14 protein-coding genes are annotated in these 15,338 nt (G+C 41.4%); 5 read left to right on the top strand and 9 right to left on the bottom strand.

The window, feature by feature from the left end; translation table 11 throughout:
* Positions 1-74 precede the first annotated feature (74 nt).
* The 6 genes from DFO73_RS24000 to DFO73_RS23975 all read right to left on the bottom strand — a co-directional run bounded on the left by DFO73_RS24000 (position 75) and on the right by DFO73_RS23975 (position 5,887).
* Positions 75-1,073, bottom strand: coding sequence for an ABC transporter ATP-binding protein (locus tag DFO73_RS24000; RefSeq protein ID WP_110067224.1), 999 nt, complete (start codon positions 1,071-1,073; stop codon positions 75-77).
* A gap of 4 nt (positions 1,074-1,077) precedes the next feature.
* Positions 1,078-2,034 carry an ABC transporter permease gene (locus DFO73_RS23995; RefSeq protein ID WP_110067223.1) on the bottom strand — a complete coding sequence of 319 codons (957 nt, stop codon included), beginning with the start codon at positions 2,032-2,034 and terminating at the stop codon, positions 1,078-1,080.
* A complete protein-coding gene (locus DFO73_RS23990; RefSeq protein ID WP_110067222.1) occupies positions 2,034-2,966 on the bottom strand; it encodes an ABC transporter permease in 933 nt (310 codons plus the stop codon). Before DFO73_RS23990 ends, DFO73_RS23995 begins: the two co-directional genes overlap by 1 nt.
* Positions 2,967-2,979: 13 nt before the next feature.
* Positions 2,980-3,804, bottom strand: coding sequence for a M55 family metallopeptidase (locus DFO73_RS23985; RefSeq protein ID WP_110067221.1), 825 nt, complete (start codon positions 3,802-3,804; stop codon positions 2,980-2,982).
* 199 nt (positions 3,805-4,003) lie between these two features.
* Positions 4,004-4,321, bottom strand: a complete 318-nt coding sequence (locus DFO73_RS23980; protein WP_110067220.1) for a DUF3870 domain-containing protein — start codon at positions 4,319-4,321, stop codon at positions 4,004-4,006.
* A gap of 357 nt (positions 4,322-4,678) precedes the next feature.
* Positions 4,679-5,887, bottom strand: coding sequence for an alanyl-tRNA editing protein (locus DFO73_RS23975; protein ID WP_110067219.1), 1,209 nt, complete (start codon positions 5,885-5,887; stop codon positions 4,679-4,681).
* Positions 5,888-6,065: 178 nt separating this feature from the next.
* Between DFO73_RS23975 and DFO73_RS23970 the strand changes: the two genes are divergently transcribed.
* Positions 6,066-6,839 (top strand): general stress protein, encoded by a 774-nt coding sequence (locus tag DFO73_RS23970; protein ID WP_110067218.1) that lies wholly within the window; start codon positions 6,066-6,068, stop codon positions 6,837-6,839.
* A gap of 223 nt (positions 6,840-7,062) precedes the next feature.
* Entirely contained in the window at positions 7,063-7,752 is a 690-nt protein-coding gene (locus DFO73_RS23965; RefSeq protein WP_110067217.1) for a hypothetical protein, read from the top strand.
* A gap of 93 nt (positions 7,753-7,845) precedes the next feature.
* Here the strand turns inward: DFO73_RS23965 and DFO73_RS23960 are convergent, their stop codons facing one another.
* On the bottom strand, positions 7,846-7,980 hold the full coding sequence (locus DFO73_RS23960; RefSeq protein ID WP_110067216.1) for a BA3454 family stress response protein: 135 nt from the start codon (positions 7,978-7,980) through the stop codon (positions 7,846-7,848).
* 139 nt (positions 7,981-8,119) lie between these two features.
* Entirely contained in the window at positions 8,120-8,266 is a 147-nt protein-coding gene (locus DFO73_RS28890) for a hypothetical protein (RefSeq protein WP_181396117.1), read from the bottom strand.
* A 216-nt stretch (positions 8,267-8,482) separates the two neighbouring features.
* Here DFO73_RS28890 and DFO73_RS23955 point away from each other — a divergent pair, with 216 nt between their 5' ends.
* Both DFO73_RS23955 and DFO73_RS23950 read left to right on the top strand, forming a co-directional pair.
* Positions 8,483-9,712: an MFS transporter gene (locus DFO73_RS23955; RefSeq protein WP_110067215.1), complete on the top strand. Its 1,230-nt coding sequence runs from the start codon at positions 8,483-8,485 to the stop codon at positions 9,710-9,712.
* Positions 9,713-10,170: 458 nt separating this feature from the next.
* Positions 10,171-10,821: a hypothetical protein gene (locus DFO73_RS23950; protein WP_110067214.1), complete on the top strand. Its 651-nt coding sequence runs from the start codon at positions 10,171-10,173 to the stop codon at positions 10,819-10,821.
* A gap of 131 nt (positions 10,822-10,952) precedes the next feature.
* Here the strand turns inward: DFO73_RS23950 and DFO73_RS23945 are convergent, their stop codons facing one another.
* On the bottom strand, positions 10,953-14,036 hold the full coding sequence (locus tag DFO73_RS23945; protein ID WP_110067213.1) for an efflux RND transporter permease subunit: 3,084 nt from the start codon (positions 14,034-14,036) through the stop codon (positions 10,953-10,955).
* A 93-nt stretch (positions 14,037-14,129) separates the two neighbouring features.
* Between DFO73_RS23945 and DFO73_RS23940 the strand changes: the two genes are divergently transcribed.
* On the top strand, positions 14,130-14,963 hold the full coding sequence (locus DFO73_RS23940; protein WP_110067212.1) for a TetR/AcrR family transcriptional regulator: 834 nt from the start codon (positions 14,130-14,132) through the stop codon (positions 14,961-14,963).
* The last annotated feature ends 375 nt before the right edge of the window (positions 14,964-15,338 follow it).

Genomic DNA, 15,338 nt, shown 5'->3' with positions numbered 1-15,338 from the left:
ATATTCAACTGTTCAATGACAGCTGAAAGAATAATCCTTTCACTGCACCTAGTAGGGACCGTGAAAGGATTAACCTACTTTATACCGGCAAGCATTTTCTGTGCCCTCTCATCCTGGAGCCAGCAATCAACATGGTGTTCCCGGCTCAAATGGGTTTTATATGGATAGACCCGGTCACATACTTCCATCGCAAAGTCGCAGCGTGCCGCAAATGGGCATCCCGCAGGAGGAGAAAATAAGTCAGGCGGCGATCCGCCGATTGGCACAAGGTCAGCTCCATCCAGGTCAAGCCGCGGAACTGAATTTAACAGGCCTTTTGTATATGGATGCTGGGGATTGTAGAAGATTTCCCTTCTTTCCCCGGCTTCAACTATTTTTCCGGCGTACATGACGGCGATGCGGTCAGCTACTTGAGCGACAACCCCCAGGTCATGGGTAATGATAATAATTGAAACACCCTTTTTCCTCTGGATATCTTTAAATAAATCCAAAATCTGCGCTTGGATGGTTACATCCAATGCAGTCGTCGGTTCATCCGCAATCAGCACTTCAGGCTCACAGACGAGAGCCATGGCAATGACAATACGCTGCCTCATGCCTCCGCTGAATTGGTGCGGATAATGCTTCAATCGTTCAACCGGATTAGGGATTCCTACTAAATCAAGCATTTCCAGTGTCTTTTTACGGGCATCCTGCCTTGAAATCGTTTCATGCTGCATAATACCCTCTATAATTTGCTCCCCAATTGTAATCGTGGGATTTAAAGCTGTCATGGGATCCTGAAAGATCATGGATATATCAGCACCGCGAACGTTCCTCATGTCCGATTCTTTCAATTTAGTCAGATCCTGTCCCTTAAATAAGACAGCGCCACCGGCTATTCTGCCGGGAGGAGAGGGAATAAGGCGCATAATGCTTTGTGATGTGACACTCTTTCCGCAGCCCGATTCGCCGACAATCGCCAGGGTCTCTCCCTTGAGGAGGTCAAAAGATACTCCCCTTACTGCCTTGACCTCGCCCCCGTAAGTTGTAAATGTGACATGCAAGTCTTTTACTTCCAGTACTTTCTCCATGCTGCTACCTCCTTAACTTCGGATCGAGGGCATCCTGCAATCCGTCTCCAAGCACGTTAAATGAAAACATCGTCAGGGAGATGAAAAAGGCCGGGAAGAACAGGCGCCACCAATGTCCCGATAGAATAGTCGATAACCCATCATTCGCCATTGAACCCCAGCTTGCAAATGGCGGCTGAATGCCCAATCCGAGGAAGCTCAGAAACGCCTCTGCAAAGATGGCTGAAGGTACTGTTAGGGTCATTTGTACAATAATGGGCCCCATTGTGTTTGGCAGGAGGTTTTTCTTAATAATCCGGGAAGTTTTAGTTCCGAATGTTTTTGATGCAAGTACAAATTCATAATTTTTAATTTGCAAAACCTGTCCGCGTACAATCCGGGCCATGCCGACCCAGCCCGTCACAGAGAGGGCAAATATGATTGTGAATAAACCGGGTCCCATTACAACGCTGATTAATATAACAACAAGCAAGTACGGAAGCCCATAAAGAATTTCAACGATTCTCATCATGGCATTATCTGTTCTGCCGCCTTTATAGCCGGCAATTCCGCCATATATGACACCAATTGCAAAGTCAATCATCGCCGCTACAATTCCGACGAATAAGGAAATTCTTGCCCCATACCAGGTTCTTGCGAATACATCACGGCCCAGCTCATCGGTGCCAAACCAATATTTTGAAGACGGAGGAAGATTTTGATTGGCCAGGGACTGCTCGGAAACACTATGCGGTGATATGACTGGACCGAATATGGCCATAAAAGCTAAAGCGATGAGAAAGAATAATCCTGCCATTGCGAGCTTATTCTTCAATAGCCTGCGCCAGGCATCCTGCCAGTAGGAGAGACTTGGCCTTACAACTGCTTCCGCTTCACCCTGGTCCTTGGCCTTGGGCACAAACCAATCATCCGGAATATCAGGTGCAAGATTATGGTTATCATGCTGTTTGCGCAGTTCCATTAGCTTCCCTCCTTTTTATGCAGCTTAATTCTCGGGTCTAAAACTCCGTATGCGATATCGACGAGGAAGAGCATCATAATTAAGATGGTGCTATAAAAAACGGTCGTTCCCATTATGACCGGATAATCACGCGTATTGATGCTTTCAACGAAATACTTTCCCATTCCAGGAATGGCAAAGATTTTTTCAATAACAAATGTACCCGTTAAAATGCTTGCCGCCAGTGATCCCAAAACGGTTACAACCGGAAGCAGGGCATTTCTTAATGCGTGTTTAAAAACAATTTTCACAGGGGATAAGCCCTTTGCTTTCGCTGTCTTAATGTAGTCCTGCGTCAGTACCTCCAACATGCTTGAACGTGTTAATCGGGCAATAATGGCCATTGGCCCGGTTGCGAGCGCCAAGGTTGGCAAGATCATATGTTTTGGGCTTGACCAGGTGGCCACCGGAAGAATAGCCATGTTAACCGCAAGCTGCTGAATTAACAATGTGGCCAGCACAAAGTTTGGTACTGATATCCCCAGAACTGCAATGGTCATCGCCAAATAATCAATAATGCCATTGTGGCGGAGTGCTGCTATGATTCCCAAGGCAATTCCGGAGAAAACGGCCACAACAAGAGTAACTATACCCAGTTCAAATGAAACCGGAAAGCCCCGTCCCAGCATTTCATTAACCGTCTGGGAAGACTTTTTTATAGATGGACCGAAATCAAACGTAACAACAGACTTTAAATACATCCCATATTGAACATAGAGCGGTTCATCCAAATGGTAGAACTTCTCCAGGTTTCGCTGGACCGCTTCACTCGTATTCCTTTCTTCATTAAAAGGCGAGCCAGGAATGGAATGCATTAAGAAAAATGTCAGTGTGATAATGAACCACAGTGTTACAATCATGGCGAAAAGGCGTTTAATTATGTATCCAGTCATTCATTAACACTTCCTAACAGAATGTAGTTCTCATGGCCAGTTCAGTCATCACCAGCATTGCCCGGTATGCTTCAAGAATGTCTTTTGCCTGATAGCGGACGGTGGTTGTATTCTCTTCAATCTCTGTGCCTGGCATCAACGCTGCCCATTCTGCCTGGCCGTAATTGGCAAATTCAATTCTTAATACAGGGTTATCTGGCGGAACAAGGGGCTTGACGAGGTCTTTCTTTTTCAGCGCCTCTGCTGCTTTTTCTTTTAAAAGCTGCCCTGCTTTTGCCGGAGTCAGCGATTTTACCGCTGAACGGGAAATCGTTTCTTTTACAACAGCTGTCGTGACATTTGGGATTAGCTTCTCTGCTTCCAATGCCGCCTGATCATCTCCTGCAACCATTAACACTGGTACGCCATGATAGCCAGCCACATAGGCGTTGAAGCCCATTTCACCTATCGCTGTTTCATTGATAAACATATGCCGCACGCCAAATATCATGGAGTGGGACATTACCCCTTTCATGGAAGCCCTCGCATGGTATCCGACAAACATTGCACCGGCAAAGCTGGAATCCAGCCCCTGGACCATTGAATATGGTTTAACATCACCGGTAATCAGCTGTGTTTCAGGATGCATCCTTTCAATTAGCAGATTATTCATCTTTGAGTGGCTGTCATTCACAATAACCTCACTGCAGCCTTCTTCAAAGGCAGATGTGACAACATGATTTGCTTCATCGGTCATGAGCACTCTGCCGCGCTCATAATTATGCTTTGAAGAATCTACATGGGTGTGGTCAGCCAGCCCTGTAATCCCTTCCATATCAACAGATAGATAAAGCTTCATTCAGAATCCCCCAAATATTATATTATTATAGTATTTTTCTATATTATAGATTATTTTGTATTTTCTGTAAACTATTCCAGCAGCTTTCCAGATTAAGATATTTGCAGTTCCATTTTTAAATGCAAAAAATCCAGCTATCGGAGAATACAGTTCTTCTCTGATAGCTGGATTTCATCTGCGGAAAACAGAAAAAGCAGCTCTACTTATTCATAATTTGTGTGTATTTTATATGGGCATTTTTAAAGGCAACCATTAAGGCCTTTTGAGAGGAACCGAAGTAGCGGCTTTCAATTTCTTCCATCACCTTGTCTACTTCCAATATGGATTTGCCTACAAATATAGATTTAATAAATAATGAAGTTAAATTAATCGTAGATGAACATTCAGCATCTACAATTTCATCTGTTTTCCTATCGATTACAAGTGCCACAAAGAAACCATTATATTTTTGCATGATAGGATTGTTCAATGATGTCTTGCTGTCTCCGATAATATATACGGTATTTTGCTGGTACATGAAATTGCCTCCTGCAGAACCGGATATTATATGAGGTATTTATGCGGTTAACATAAACATTCATTATAATGCATGGCCTACACTAAAATTGTAATACAACAACAGCTGTATTACAATTGTTTTTCAATACTTTTCTAAATATTTTATCAATTAACTCTGTTAAACTTGCCTGTTGGTATCCGCGGGTCCGGCGCGCCTGCGGTAACTCCACTTGACACGCTTCTCCCTCAGGACTTTAGAAGAGCTACCTCGAATAAATACCGCACGATGAAAATGCGAATGCATTTTCGAGACTTCCGCTCCAATCAACGTGGTGCAAAATCATCATGGGGCTTCAATACAGCCTGTCAAAAACCCCTAATTAACCTTTTGTCCTGCAAGTTCCACTGCTTGCTCGAGCAGCATTTCTCCGCTCATGAGCTTCTCCCCGCCGCCTTGTGCAAATTGAGGACTTCCGCCGCCTTTACCATTAATCTTGTTTAAGAGAGCGGCAGCTAATTTCTTCATATTGATTTCAGAAAGCTGTCCCCTCGCACATACAAATTGCAGTTTATCCTCCGTCTCATTTACTAGAATAACGGCTCCATTTTCTGATTGTCCTGCAATAAGGCGTGCAAGCTTTTGCAATTCCTGAATGGAACGTTCCTGGTAGATTCCATTAATCAGGTTTGCGGATTCCCCTGCAGCTGCCCCGCTAGCCATCTCCTTTGCTTCATAGACTAAAAGGGCCTCTTTTGCTGCTTCCAACGTTTTTTCCAGGTTCTTTCCAGTTTCGATTAATCTTTTCCCAGCCAAAGGCAGCTCCTGTTCGGGAGCATTTAGCAGCTGGCTTAGCTCCTTCGTAATCCTGTGTTTTTGATGAAGCTGTTTGAGCACCCTTCTGCCGCAGACAAATTGAACACGTATTTTCTTTTTTTGCCGCTCCCACTCCAATATTTTAATGCTGCCCACTTGTCCAGTAGAAGATGGATGCGTTCCGCCACAGCCGTTATAATCGTATTCAGGAATGATGACCAGCCGAATATCTTCGTTGACAGCAAGCTGCTTGCGAAGAGGAAAATACGCAGCTTCTTCAGCTGTTACCCACTTTGTTTCAATAGGCCGATTCTCAAGGATGATGGTATTGGCCAATCTTTCTGCTTCCTCTGCATACTGTTCCGGCATATCGGCAGTATCCAAATCAATCGTTAAAATTTCTTTGCCCAAATGAAAGCTGATCGTTTTATAGCCATAAAGCTCTTCAAAAGCAGCGGATAAAATATGCTGGCCAGCATGCTGCTGCATATGGTCAAACCGCCTGTTCCAATCTACGTCACCTGATATATTAGAATCAGAAATATCCAGTTCTCTTTCTAAATAGTGGCGGATCTCGCCATCAACCTCTTCTACATCGAGCACATTTACTCCATTAAGGGTACCCAGATCATGGGGCTGGCCGCCGCCAGTCGGATAAAAAGCAGTTTCCTTGAGTACTGCAAAAACCTTTCCCTGCCCATCCGTTCCCTGATGCTGCAATTCCGTTTTAAATGATCGTATGTATGGATCCTTGTAATAGATTTTATTCAATTTAATCAACCTTTCTAGTCTATTCTATTATAAAACTAACCATTTAGCTTTTTGTGGTCAAGGAAACTCATTAGTCAAGGGTAAAGTATTAGTAATTTTACCCACCCGGTTTATAGCTGTTCTTAAACAGGTATGTACACCAATAGATAAGCAACAAAAAACAAGGAGGATGATAACAATGGCAACAAGCAAACATATTGTAGGCGCATATGATACAGAGCAGGAAGCTATTCAAGCCGTAGAAAAATTAAGAGCTGAAGGATATCGTCCTGAGGATATTTCGGTAATCAGTAAAAATCAAGAAGATGTAGACGCAGTTACAGAAGAAACAGGCACTAAAACAGAAGAGGGCTTAGCCACTGGAGCCGCTACGGGCGGAGTTCTCGGAGGGTTAACAGGTCTTCTTGCAGGAGTTGGTGCATTGGCGATTCCTGGTATCGGGCCAATCGTTGCTGCAGGACCAATTGCCGCCACTTTAACTGGTGCAGCAGTTGGCGCAGGGGCAGGTGGAATAGCCGGAGCTTTAATTGGGATGGGCATTCCAGAAGAAGAAGCACACCGTTATGAAGCGGATGTTAAATCCGGGAAAATCCTTGTGTTAGTGGATCCTGAAACGAAATCTGCTAATTTTAATAACGGATATACAGACACTGATCGTACAGCACTTGAAGGTGATCGGACAACCTATAATAGTATTGATCCTCTAAATCCAGGCGAGCTTGATCGTGGAACGAATGCTTTCAAGGATAACACAAGAAATACCAGCAGTGTTTGGACAGATGATAATCTTGATTCCAACCGCCCGCTAAGCGAGAACCTTGGGGATACAACAGCTGACGACTTTACTGACCGGACTGTATCTGGCTATGACGATGAAGTGGATGTTCGCCGCAGAGACGCTTACAACTTTGAAAATGTAAGGGAAAATCGGAATAACCCTTATAAAGGATAAGAACTATAAAAGTAGAATATTTAATATGAATGGGAGCTGCTTTCGACTTAGAAAGCAGCTCCTTTTTGCATTCATTCATTAATCCTAAATGGCAATACCCCTATTAAATTCCAAATTTTGCAGGCTTGTCCTCACTATTTTCAAAGTTATACTTAAATGTAATGGAATGGTAATTTAATTTTAAAAATTATAATGATGTTAAAAAGATATACGGAGGGATAGTATGAGAAGGGTGTTGCCTGCACAGATTGTTTCTCATAGTCAATTTGGGTATAAGAAAATACCTGCAAGTGTTCAATGCGAGTGTCCAAAATGCAGTAAAACGAGCCTTTTTGCAATAAAGGCTAATTATAATCATACAAGCAAGTCAAGCATTCTTTCCCACGGGGTATGTTCGGCCTGCAAGAAAGAATCAGTCTTTATTATGATTCTTAACCAAACCGATCAATTCAGCGAAAAAACTGCTCTTTATATATATGACCCCAACTCTGCCAAAGAACTCCTGACCCATCTTGAGAAAATTAAAGATATACCTGCTGATTTAACCAGAGCTTACCGATCAGCGTTAAACGTCAGCCAATCCAAAGATACGGTTGCTACCGCAGTCATGTCAAAACGGGTCCTTGAAAGTATCCTTAAAAACTTTCTAGGTGAAGAAATTAAAGGGCAAAATCTTTCAAAGCAATTTGAACAATTGCCAAAGCATGTTGATTTAACAAGGCCATTGCAATCCCTAAGCCAACTAGTTCAGCCGGGAAGCGCGTTTTACCAGATGCTTGATCTTGAGAAGGATATAGATCAGGAAATGGCCGCTTTATTAATGGAGCTATTAGAGAGTTTAATAGAATATTTATTTGTTCTGCCAAATAGAATCGAATTTTTGCAGGCAAAGCTGGATCAAAAGCTCCGTTAGCACACTTATAAAACCTCTATTAAGCATACAAAACCCCCTTATTGGCCAACTAAAGGTGCTAATAAAGGGGTTTTAAAGTATACTTCTGCGGATTCAGCCTGCCCATTGTTTTTTGACCTGGTCTTCTGCCTGTTTCATAATTTCCTCATCGCGGGCTTCTTTATTTGTGATGATATTGGTCTGATATTTCATTCCATCATAATCAATAGTTATAGTAATTTCTTTCATATCTCATGATCCTTTCTGGTTGTTCTATTATATAACTACCAACAAAGGAGAGTTTTAAAACTTCTTCTTACCTTCTCCTTATAAACTATCCAGAATAAAATCACTTAAAGTCCACTATTCAGTAAGAATTTTCAAAAGGCTAGCTTTTCGATTCACCATATTCCGCTGAAATATGATTCAGCTTTCCTTTTATTTCCGGGAGCGTAATGACAAGACTATGGCGGGCTGCTCCCGTTTCAATAATAAGTTCATAGCCTCCACTCACTTTGTTGAACACCCATTTCATTATCTGCCCCTCCTTTATTTTAAATGCGAGAATATAAAAGGATAAGGTTTCATTTTTACAAAAAATGTGAAATTTAGGGATTGTGAAAATTAGACAATTTGAATATAATCTAATTAGATATATATCTAATGTATTACCCCCCCGTATAAAAACATGGGTTATTTTTTTACTAACAAATTAGATATTCATCAAACTAGAGGGAGAGAGGCTGCCAAAATGACAAACTGGATTGTATGGAAAAAAGAAAAAAATTATCAAATGCTTTTTTGGGCCGGTGTCATTAATGGTGCAGGAAACCGGTTTACACAGGTAGCGCTTCTTGCACTGCTTTACCAGGTTACAGGTTCAGGAGTAGCTATAGGGCTGCTGTTTTCCATCCGTATGGCTCCTTTCCTCTTCTTGGCCCCAATAGGGGGTATGCTGGCTGACCATTTTTCCAAAAAAGCGATCCTACTAACGATCGACCTTCTGAGAGTGCCAGCTGTTCTTGCATTGCTTTTTGTCCGGGAACCGGAGCACTTATGGATCGTCTATTCGAGTTCATTCATCATAGCCATGGGAGAAGCAATCTACTCTCCGGCAAGAATGTCTTTCATTCCTGCTCTCGTAAAACCAGATAGGCTTTTATACGTAAATTCGATTGAACAAATCATGACAGGGTCTGTCCTCATTATTGGATCAAGTACCGGAGGCATTCTATCTTTTGTATTCGGAAACCAGGCGGCTTTTATGATAAATGGGGTAACATTTTTATTATCAGCCTTACTTATTTCAAAGCTATGCATTCCGGCCTCCGACCAAAAAGAAACGAAGCCAAAAACAGTATCTTCACCTATTTTTTCACCTTTAAGGCTTGTATTCGGTTCATCTGCACTCATAGCTTTCTTCATCATTATGCTTACAATGCCGCTTGCCAATGGAGTAGACAATATCCTTGTGAGCATTTACGCCCTTGAAGTATTTGATATGGGAGAATTGGGTGTAGGCTTTATGTATGGGGCATTGGGGCTCGGCCTTATTCTTAGCTCGTTCTTCTCACATATGATCAAACGCGGCCTCATTACACTGGTGATTATCTTTATTGCCCTGGAAGGAACAGGACATATTTTGCTAAGTCTTGCTCCGAGCTTTAATATTGCTCTTTTAACCGTTGTGTTCATTACCTTCGCTGGAGGCATCGGCAATATCTGTCTGGACACAGTCATGATGAAGTTTATACCCAAGTCAAAGCAGGGAACATTTTTTGGGCTCATGCAGATGCTCTCAAATCTTTCCCTGGCAATTTCAATGGGCTCCGCCGGGTTTCTATTGGAAATCTTCGCTCCGTGGACTCTGAGCTTAATCGTTGGCCTTGCTTATATCCTGTTTACCTTCATGTACGCCCTTCTGTTTGCTAGGGTGGATCTTGTAAAAGAAAAAAGGGAGTTCATAAAAACAGCTCTATAAACTGAAGAATGGTATTAATATATTCAAGCCCTATTAATAATTGAAAATTTACTAGTTTAATTACATCATTGTAAATTCTTTAAGAAGATTTATTATTTTTTAAAACAAGGCTTTATTAAAGCTCCGTGTTGATTGTAACACCCTGTTGATTGGAGCGGAGGTGTAAGAACCTCGAAAATGCATTCACATTTCCTTCGTGGGATGTAAATTCGCGGAAGCTTATTCAAAGTCCTGCGGGAGTGCTGGCCAAAGGGAGATCCAGCAGGCGCAAGTAGCCGAGGAGCGTCGGACCGCCCGCTGGCTGAGTGCCTTAAGCGGAAAAACAAAGGGCAAGTTTAATAGAGCCAACAATAAAGAAAAGAGTGGTAATAAAACAAGGAGTCAGTAAATGAATATAGAAATAAATCAAAACTGGATGAGGCAGTAAACGCTTTAATATAGAGAAGGAGCTGACTTAAATGAAGGTTGCTTTAGTACATGCTATGATCGAATCGGTTCAGCCTATTGAAGAGGCTTTTAACAAGGTTACCCCCAATGCGGAAATTATACATTTACTGGATACCGGTTTATTAAATAGGTTAGAAGAACATGGTGAACTAACACCGGCTATTATAAGAAGATTCATCCGTTTGCTCGATTCAGCAATTGATTCCAATGTAGATATGATCCAATTAACTTGTTCTGCATTTAATAATTTGTCTAGTGTCCTGCAGCCTTTATACGATGCTAAGATATTTCGGTCGGATGAAGCCATGCTGGATGAGGCCCTAGCTTATAATCGAATTGGCTTAATTTCTACCGTACAAGCCACCCCTCTCGCATTGCAAGACTATTTATATAAAAAAAGCCCCAACATTCATGTTGAGTCTTTAGTTAATAAAAAAGCACTTCTTTTATTGAAAAGAGGCAATAAGGAAGAGCATGATCGCTTAATATCAGATTTAATACGGGAAATAGAAAATAGTGTGGATGTAATTGTTTTATCCCAATACAGTATGTCTCATGTTGCCAGCCAAATCGATACCTCTGTTCCCATTTTAACGGGACCGATACTAACTGCTAAAAGATGTTTGGATTACTTCAAAGATAAGCATCAATTTTCCAAATAATTATTTTTTACAATGATGATTCCATACTTTAGTTTATTAGTTACGTGGATGCCACTTTGTAAGTGATCTGATCAGCAGCACTAAAAATAAAGGCCCTGCAGGCAGCTATTCAACCTGGCAGGGCTATCTTTTTAGTTTTCTTCAATTTCTTTACGGTTTTTCTTGAATATCTTGGATAATACTTCGTAAACGATCGGTACAATAATTAGTGTTAATAACGTTGAACTTGTTAAACCGCCGATTACCGTAATAGCAAGGCCTTTGGAGATTAAACCGCCACCCCCTGAACCAATTGCAAGTGGGATTAAAGCACCGATTGTCGCAATGGCTGTCATAAGGATTGGGCGGAGTCGAGTAGCGCCGGCTTCGAGAACCGCTTCCCGCATTCCCATACCGTCTCTTTCCATATGAATAATACGGTCAACAAGTACGATGGCGTTCGTTACCACAATACCGATTAACATTAATAATCCCATCATGACAGATACGGAGATGGTTTCATCAGCGATTAATAAACCAACAAATGAACCAATGACTGCAAATGGCAGCGAGAATAGGATGGCAAATGGCGCAACCCCTTCACGGAATGTTACAACAAGAATGAAATAAACGATAGCGATGGCTGCAAGCATGGCAGCTCCAAGCTGTGTAAATGTTTCGGTCATATCCGCCTGTACCCCAGCTACTCCAACTGTAACTCCTTTAGGCAGATCCAATTTATCAATGGCTTCATTGGTTTCAGCTGTTGCTTTGGAAATATCATTGCCAATGACCTTGCCTGAAACTGTTGCGTAGTATTCTCCTTTGCTTCGGGCAAGCGTATTAAGCGTTGTACCCTCTTCAACTGTGACAAGCTCTGATAGCTGCATTGTCGTCCCCAGCGCGGTCGGAACCGGAGTTTTCAGGATATCTTCGATAGATCTAGGCTGTTCTGTTTGTTCCTGCTGGACAATAACCTCTAATGTGTCACCGTCTTTTTCAATAGTTGTTAGCACATCCTGTGTTTTTGCAGGATTTAGCATCATGACAATTTGTCCGGCTGTTAACCCATACTGCAGCAGCTCATCCTGCTCTACATTAAATGTATATTCAACATAAGCATCCTCCGCACTTGAAGAAATATCTTCCAATCCTTCATTTTCCTTCATTACGTCTTCTACCGTTTTTACGGCTTCATTCAGCTTATCTAAATCTTCACTGTAGAAAGTATAGCTGACTTCATTTGTTGAACCGGACATGGCGGAGAAATTCTGGCTTTTCCATTCACCTGATTGGCCAATATCGAACACATAATCTTCTATTTCTTCACGGGCTTTCGGGAAATTATCCATTTCCGGGTCAAAGATCAGGTACATTAAAGCTCCGCCTGCTCCGCCGCCCATCATAGCTGTCATTTGATCCGCTTCCTCTGTGACAGATATTTGGACAATATCAATATCATCACGTTTGAGCATTTCCTCTTCTACTTCTTTAACGTTTTCTAATGTTTCTTCCTTAAGTTCGCCTGCTTCCGGCGTATATGTTAAGTACATGACTTTTTCTTCTTCACTGCCCATAAAGCTAAACCCGATTAATGGGGTCAGAGCTAAACTCCCGGCTAGTAAAGCAATAGCAATTATAGAGGTGATAATTTTATGATTAAGTGACTTTTCAAGAACCCCTCTATACCAATTTGATAGCTTGCCAGCTTCTTTATGGCTTCCTTCTGTCTTCTCACTATATAACTTCTTTTTAAATAAGAAGTGGGATAAAGCAGGAACGATGGTAATCGCAACAATGAGTGAAGCCCCAAGCGCAAACGTCATAGTCAAAGCGAACGGCATGAATAGCTCGCCGACCATACCTCCCACAAAAATTAGCGGTACAAATACCGCAACCGTTACTAATGTTGAGGATAGGATTGGCTTAAACATTTCAATTGTCGCTTCACGAATAAGTGCCCGGCCAGTTAATTTTTCTTCTTTTAAATGAAGGCGGCGATAAATATTTTCGACGACAACAATGGAGTCATCGATTACTCGGCCAATCGCAACTGTAATTGCTCCAAGCGTCATAATATTCAAGGTTATATTCATCCAGTGAAGCAGCAGTAAAGCCATGAAAATCGATACTGGAATAGAAATGATTGAAATAATAGTTGATTTAAAATCGCGAAGGAATAACAGGATAATTAATACAGCAATTAATCCGCCAAACACTGCTTTTTCAATCATAGTCGAAACAGATTCTTCTATTGGCGCTCCCTGGTCAAGTGAGACATCAATTATGAGACCGTCGATCTTCGCCTTTTCTTCCTTGACTAAATCCTTTACACTGTTAACGACTTCAACAGTGTTAGCTTGCTGTTCTTTTACAATTTGAATGGCAATGGCATTATCACCGTTTGTACGTGAAACAGATTGTACCTTGCCCACAATGTTAATCTCAGCAATATCACTTAACTTTACTAAAGGGGATGGATTTTGTGCTGATGGTGGTAGAGGAATAAGCATATTCTTTAATTCATCAGCTGTCATGAACTTGCCGTCTACCGCTACCGCCTGCTCACCTTCTTCAAACTCGTAAAGCCCTAATGAAACAGCAAGGTTGCTTGCTTGGATCATTTCCTTTACTTTATCTTCCGTTAATTCAAGCTCAGCCATTTTTTCCTCGTTATACTCGAGCTGTACTTCTTCTATATGCTGGCCAGTGATCGTAGCGGATGCAACGCCATCGATTTTCTCGATTTTTGGAAGGATAATATCCTCTACTGTTGAAGTTAATTCAACAATATCTTCTGTTTCACTGCTCACACTTAATGCAGCAACCGGCATCATGTTCATGCTAATGGCTGTAATAGTCGGTTCCTGTGCTCCTTCTGGCAGCGTAACTGTATCCAATGCAGATTGCAGCGCACGTTTTGCTTCGTCCATATCTATGCCGTATTCATATTCCACTTGGATATTTGACATGTTAGAATATGAATTGGAATACACGGATTTCACGTCTTCAAGGCCTTCAACGGCTTTTTCTATAGGGATGGACACATCTTCCATCACTTTCTCTGGAGTTGCACCAGGATATACGTCCATGACCATTAAGTATGGAATCGAGACATCCGGAATGGTCTCCATATTCATTCGAGTACCTGAATAAACCCCAGATACTGTAATAATGATTGTAAGCAGCCAGACTGCAAGTTTATTCTGGAGGACAAAATTAACTAACCCTTTCACTTGTACACCTACCTCTAATTGACTTATTAAACTCAATTACTTATACTAATGACCAATCGGTCATTTGTCAATAAAAAAGGAGCGACAGATTAAATGGGCAAAAAAGAATTAATTATGGAAAGTGCTTTAGAACTCTTTGCTGAACAAGGTTTTGAAGCTACCTCCGTTCAACAGATCACTGAGCGTTCCGGTATATCCAAGGGTGCTTTTTACTTATCTTTCAAGTCAAAGGATGAATTGATTATTGCCTTGATTGATTATTTCATGATGCAATTCGTTTCGGATATTGACCATGTAGTCAACCGTTCGAATAATAAAAAAGAACTTTTAAATAAGTTTTTTTACACTGCATTTAACTCCTTTCAAAAGCATTCCGACTTTGCAAAGATCTTTATCAAAGAACAAGTACACACATTTAATGAAGAACTAATATTAAAAGTGCGGCACTATGACAAATTAATCGATGAAATTACCCTATCGATGATAGAGCAGTTATATGGAGAGACTGCCGAACAAACAAAATACGATTTGATTTATTGCATTAAAGGCTTCATGCATGTATACTCCCATTTATTTTTATTTTTCAATACGCCTCTTGATTTAAATATACTAAGCCAATCTCTTGCGGAAAAAACAGATCTGCTGGCAAAGCAATCTACAGTCCCGTTTATCACGGAAGAGCTTTACGAGATGTTTAAAGAGCCTATGGACAAAGAGCTAACTGCCGAGCAAATTATCGGAATCATGGATCAAAAAATAGAGGAATTAGATGAGTCTATTGAAAAAGAATCCCTCATCATTCTCAAACAAGATCTTCTGGAATCAAGCTTGAGCCCTGCGATCGTAAAAGGATTGATCGGGAACATCCAAAACCATCCACATTGTAAATGGATAGCCTATTTGCTTCGAAATTATAATAATTTCTAGCTCTGTTAAACTTGCCTGCAATTCTCAAGAAGCTCGCTTACCGCGAGGGGGTCCGGGAGTCTCCTTCGGCGTTATACGCTTGGGGGGCCACTTTGACTTGCTTTCCCGCAGGACGTTGAACAAGCACCCTCGAATTAATATCGCATGAAGAAAATGCGGGTGCATTTTCGGGGATAATGAAGTTTATCATAGCCTAACCTTTAATACTATAAGGGCAGAATGTTTTCTATGCATCCTGCCCTTTAAAGCACCTATTACCCACGTTTCCAAGTTAGTCCTTTTATATTTATCTCGGTGCCGCCTGACCCCATAAGGATTTGCATAATAATTTTCATATTTCACCAATTAAAGCAAAAATAAAATAAAAATGGCTGC

The sequence above is a fragment of the Cytobacillus oceanisediminis genome, from assembly GCF_003182355.1.
GTDB classification, from domain to species: Bacteria; Bacillota; Bacilli; order Bacillales; family Cytobacillaceae; genus Cytobacillus; species Cytobacillus oceanisediminis_A.
Note: the sequence above shows the minus strand (reverse complement) of the source record. Positions and strands in the feature narration are given on the sequence as shown.

Excerpts from the sequence above, each read along its gene's own strand:
- DFO73_RS24000 (WP_110067224.1), bottom strand. The coding sequence starts at position 1,073 with ATGGAGAAAGTACTGGAAGTAAAAGACTTGCATGTCACATTTACAACT.
- DFO73_RS23995 (WP_110067223.1), bottom strand. The coding sequence starts at position 2,034 with ATGGAACTGCGCAAACAGCATGATAACCATAATCTTGCACCTGATATT.
- DFO73_RS23990 (WP_110067222.1), bottom strand. The coding sequence starts at position 2,966 with ATGACTGGATACATAATTAAACGCCTTTTCGCCATGATTGTAACACTG.
- DFO73_RS23985 (WP_110067221.1), bottom strand. The coding sequence starts at position 3,804 with ATGAAGCTTTATCTATCTGTTGATATGGAAGGGATTACAGGGCTGGCT.
- DFO73_RS23980 (WP_110067220.1), bottom strand. The coding sequence starts at position 4,321 with ATGTACCAGCAAAATACCGTATATATTATCGGAGACAGCAAGACATCA.
- DFO73_RS23970 (WP_110067218.1), top strand. The coding sequence starts at position 6,066 with ATGGCAACAAGCAAACATATTGTAGGCGCATATGATACAGAGCAGGAA.
- DFO73_RS23965 (WP_110067217.1), top strand. The coding sequence starts at position 7,063 with ATGAGAAGGGTGTTGCCTGCACAGATTGTTTCTCATAGTCAATTTGGG.
- DFO73_RS23960 (WP_110067216.1), bottom strand. The coding sequence starts at position 7,980 with ATGAAAGAAATTACTATAACTATTGATTATGATGGAATGAAATATCAG.
- DFO73_RS28890 (WP_181396117.1), bottom strand. The coding sequence starts at position 8,266 with ATGAAATGGGTGTTCAACAAAGTGAGTGGAGGCTATGAACTTATTATT.
- DFO73_RS23955 (WP_110067215.1), top strand. The coding sequence starts at position 8,483 with ATGACAAACTGGATTGTATGGAAAAAAGAAAAAAATTATCAAATGCTT.
- DFO73_RS23950 (WP_110067214.1), top strand. The coding sequence starts at position 10,171 with ATGAAGGTTGCTTTAGTACATGCTATGATCGAATCGGTTCAGCCTATT.
- DFO73_RS23940 (WP_110067212.1), top strand. The coding sequence starts at position 14,130 with ATGGGCAAAAAAGAATTAATTATGGAAAGTGCTTTAGAACTCTTTGCT.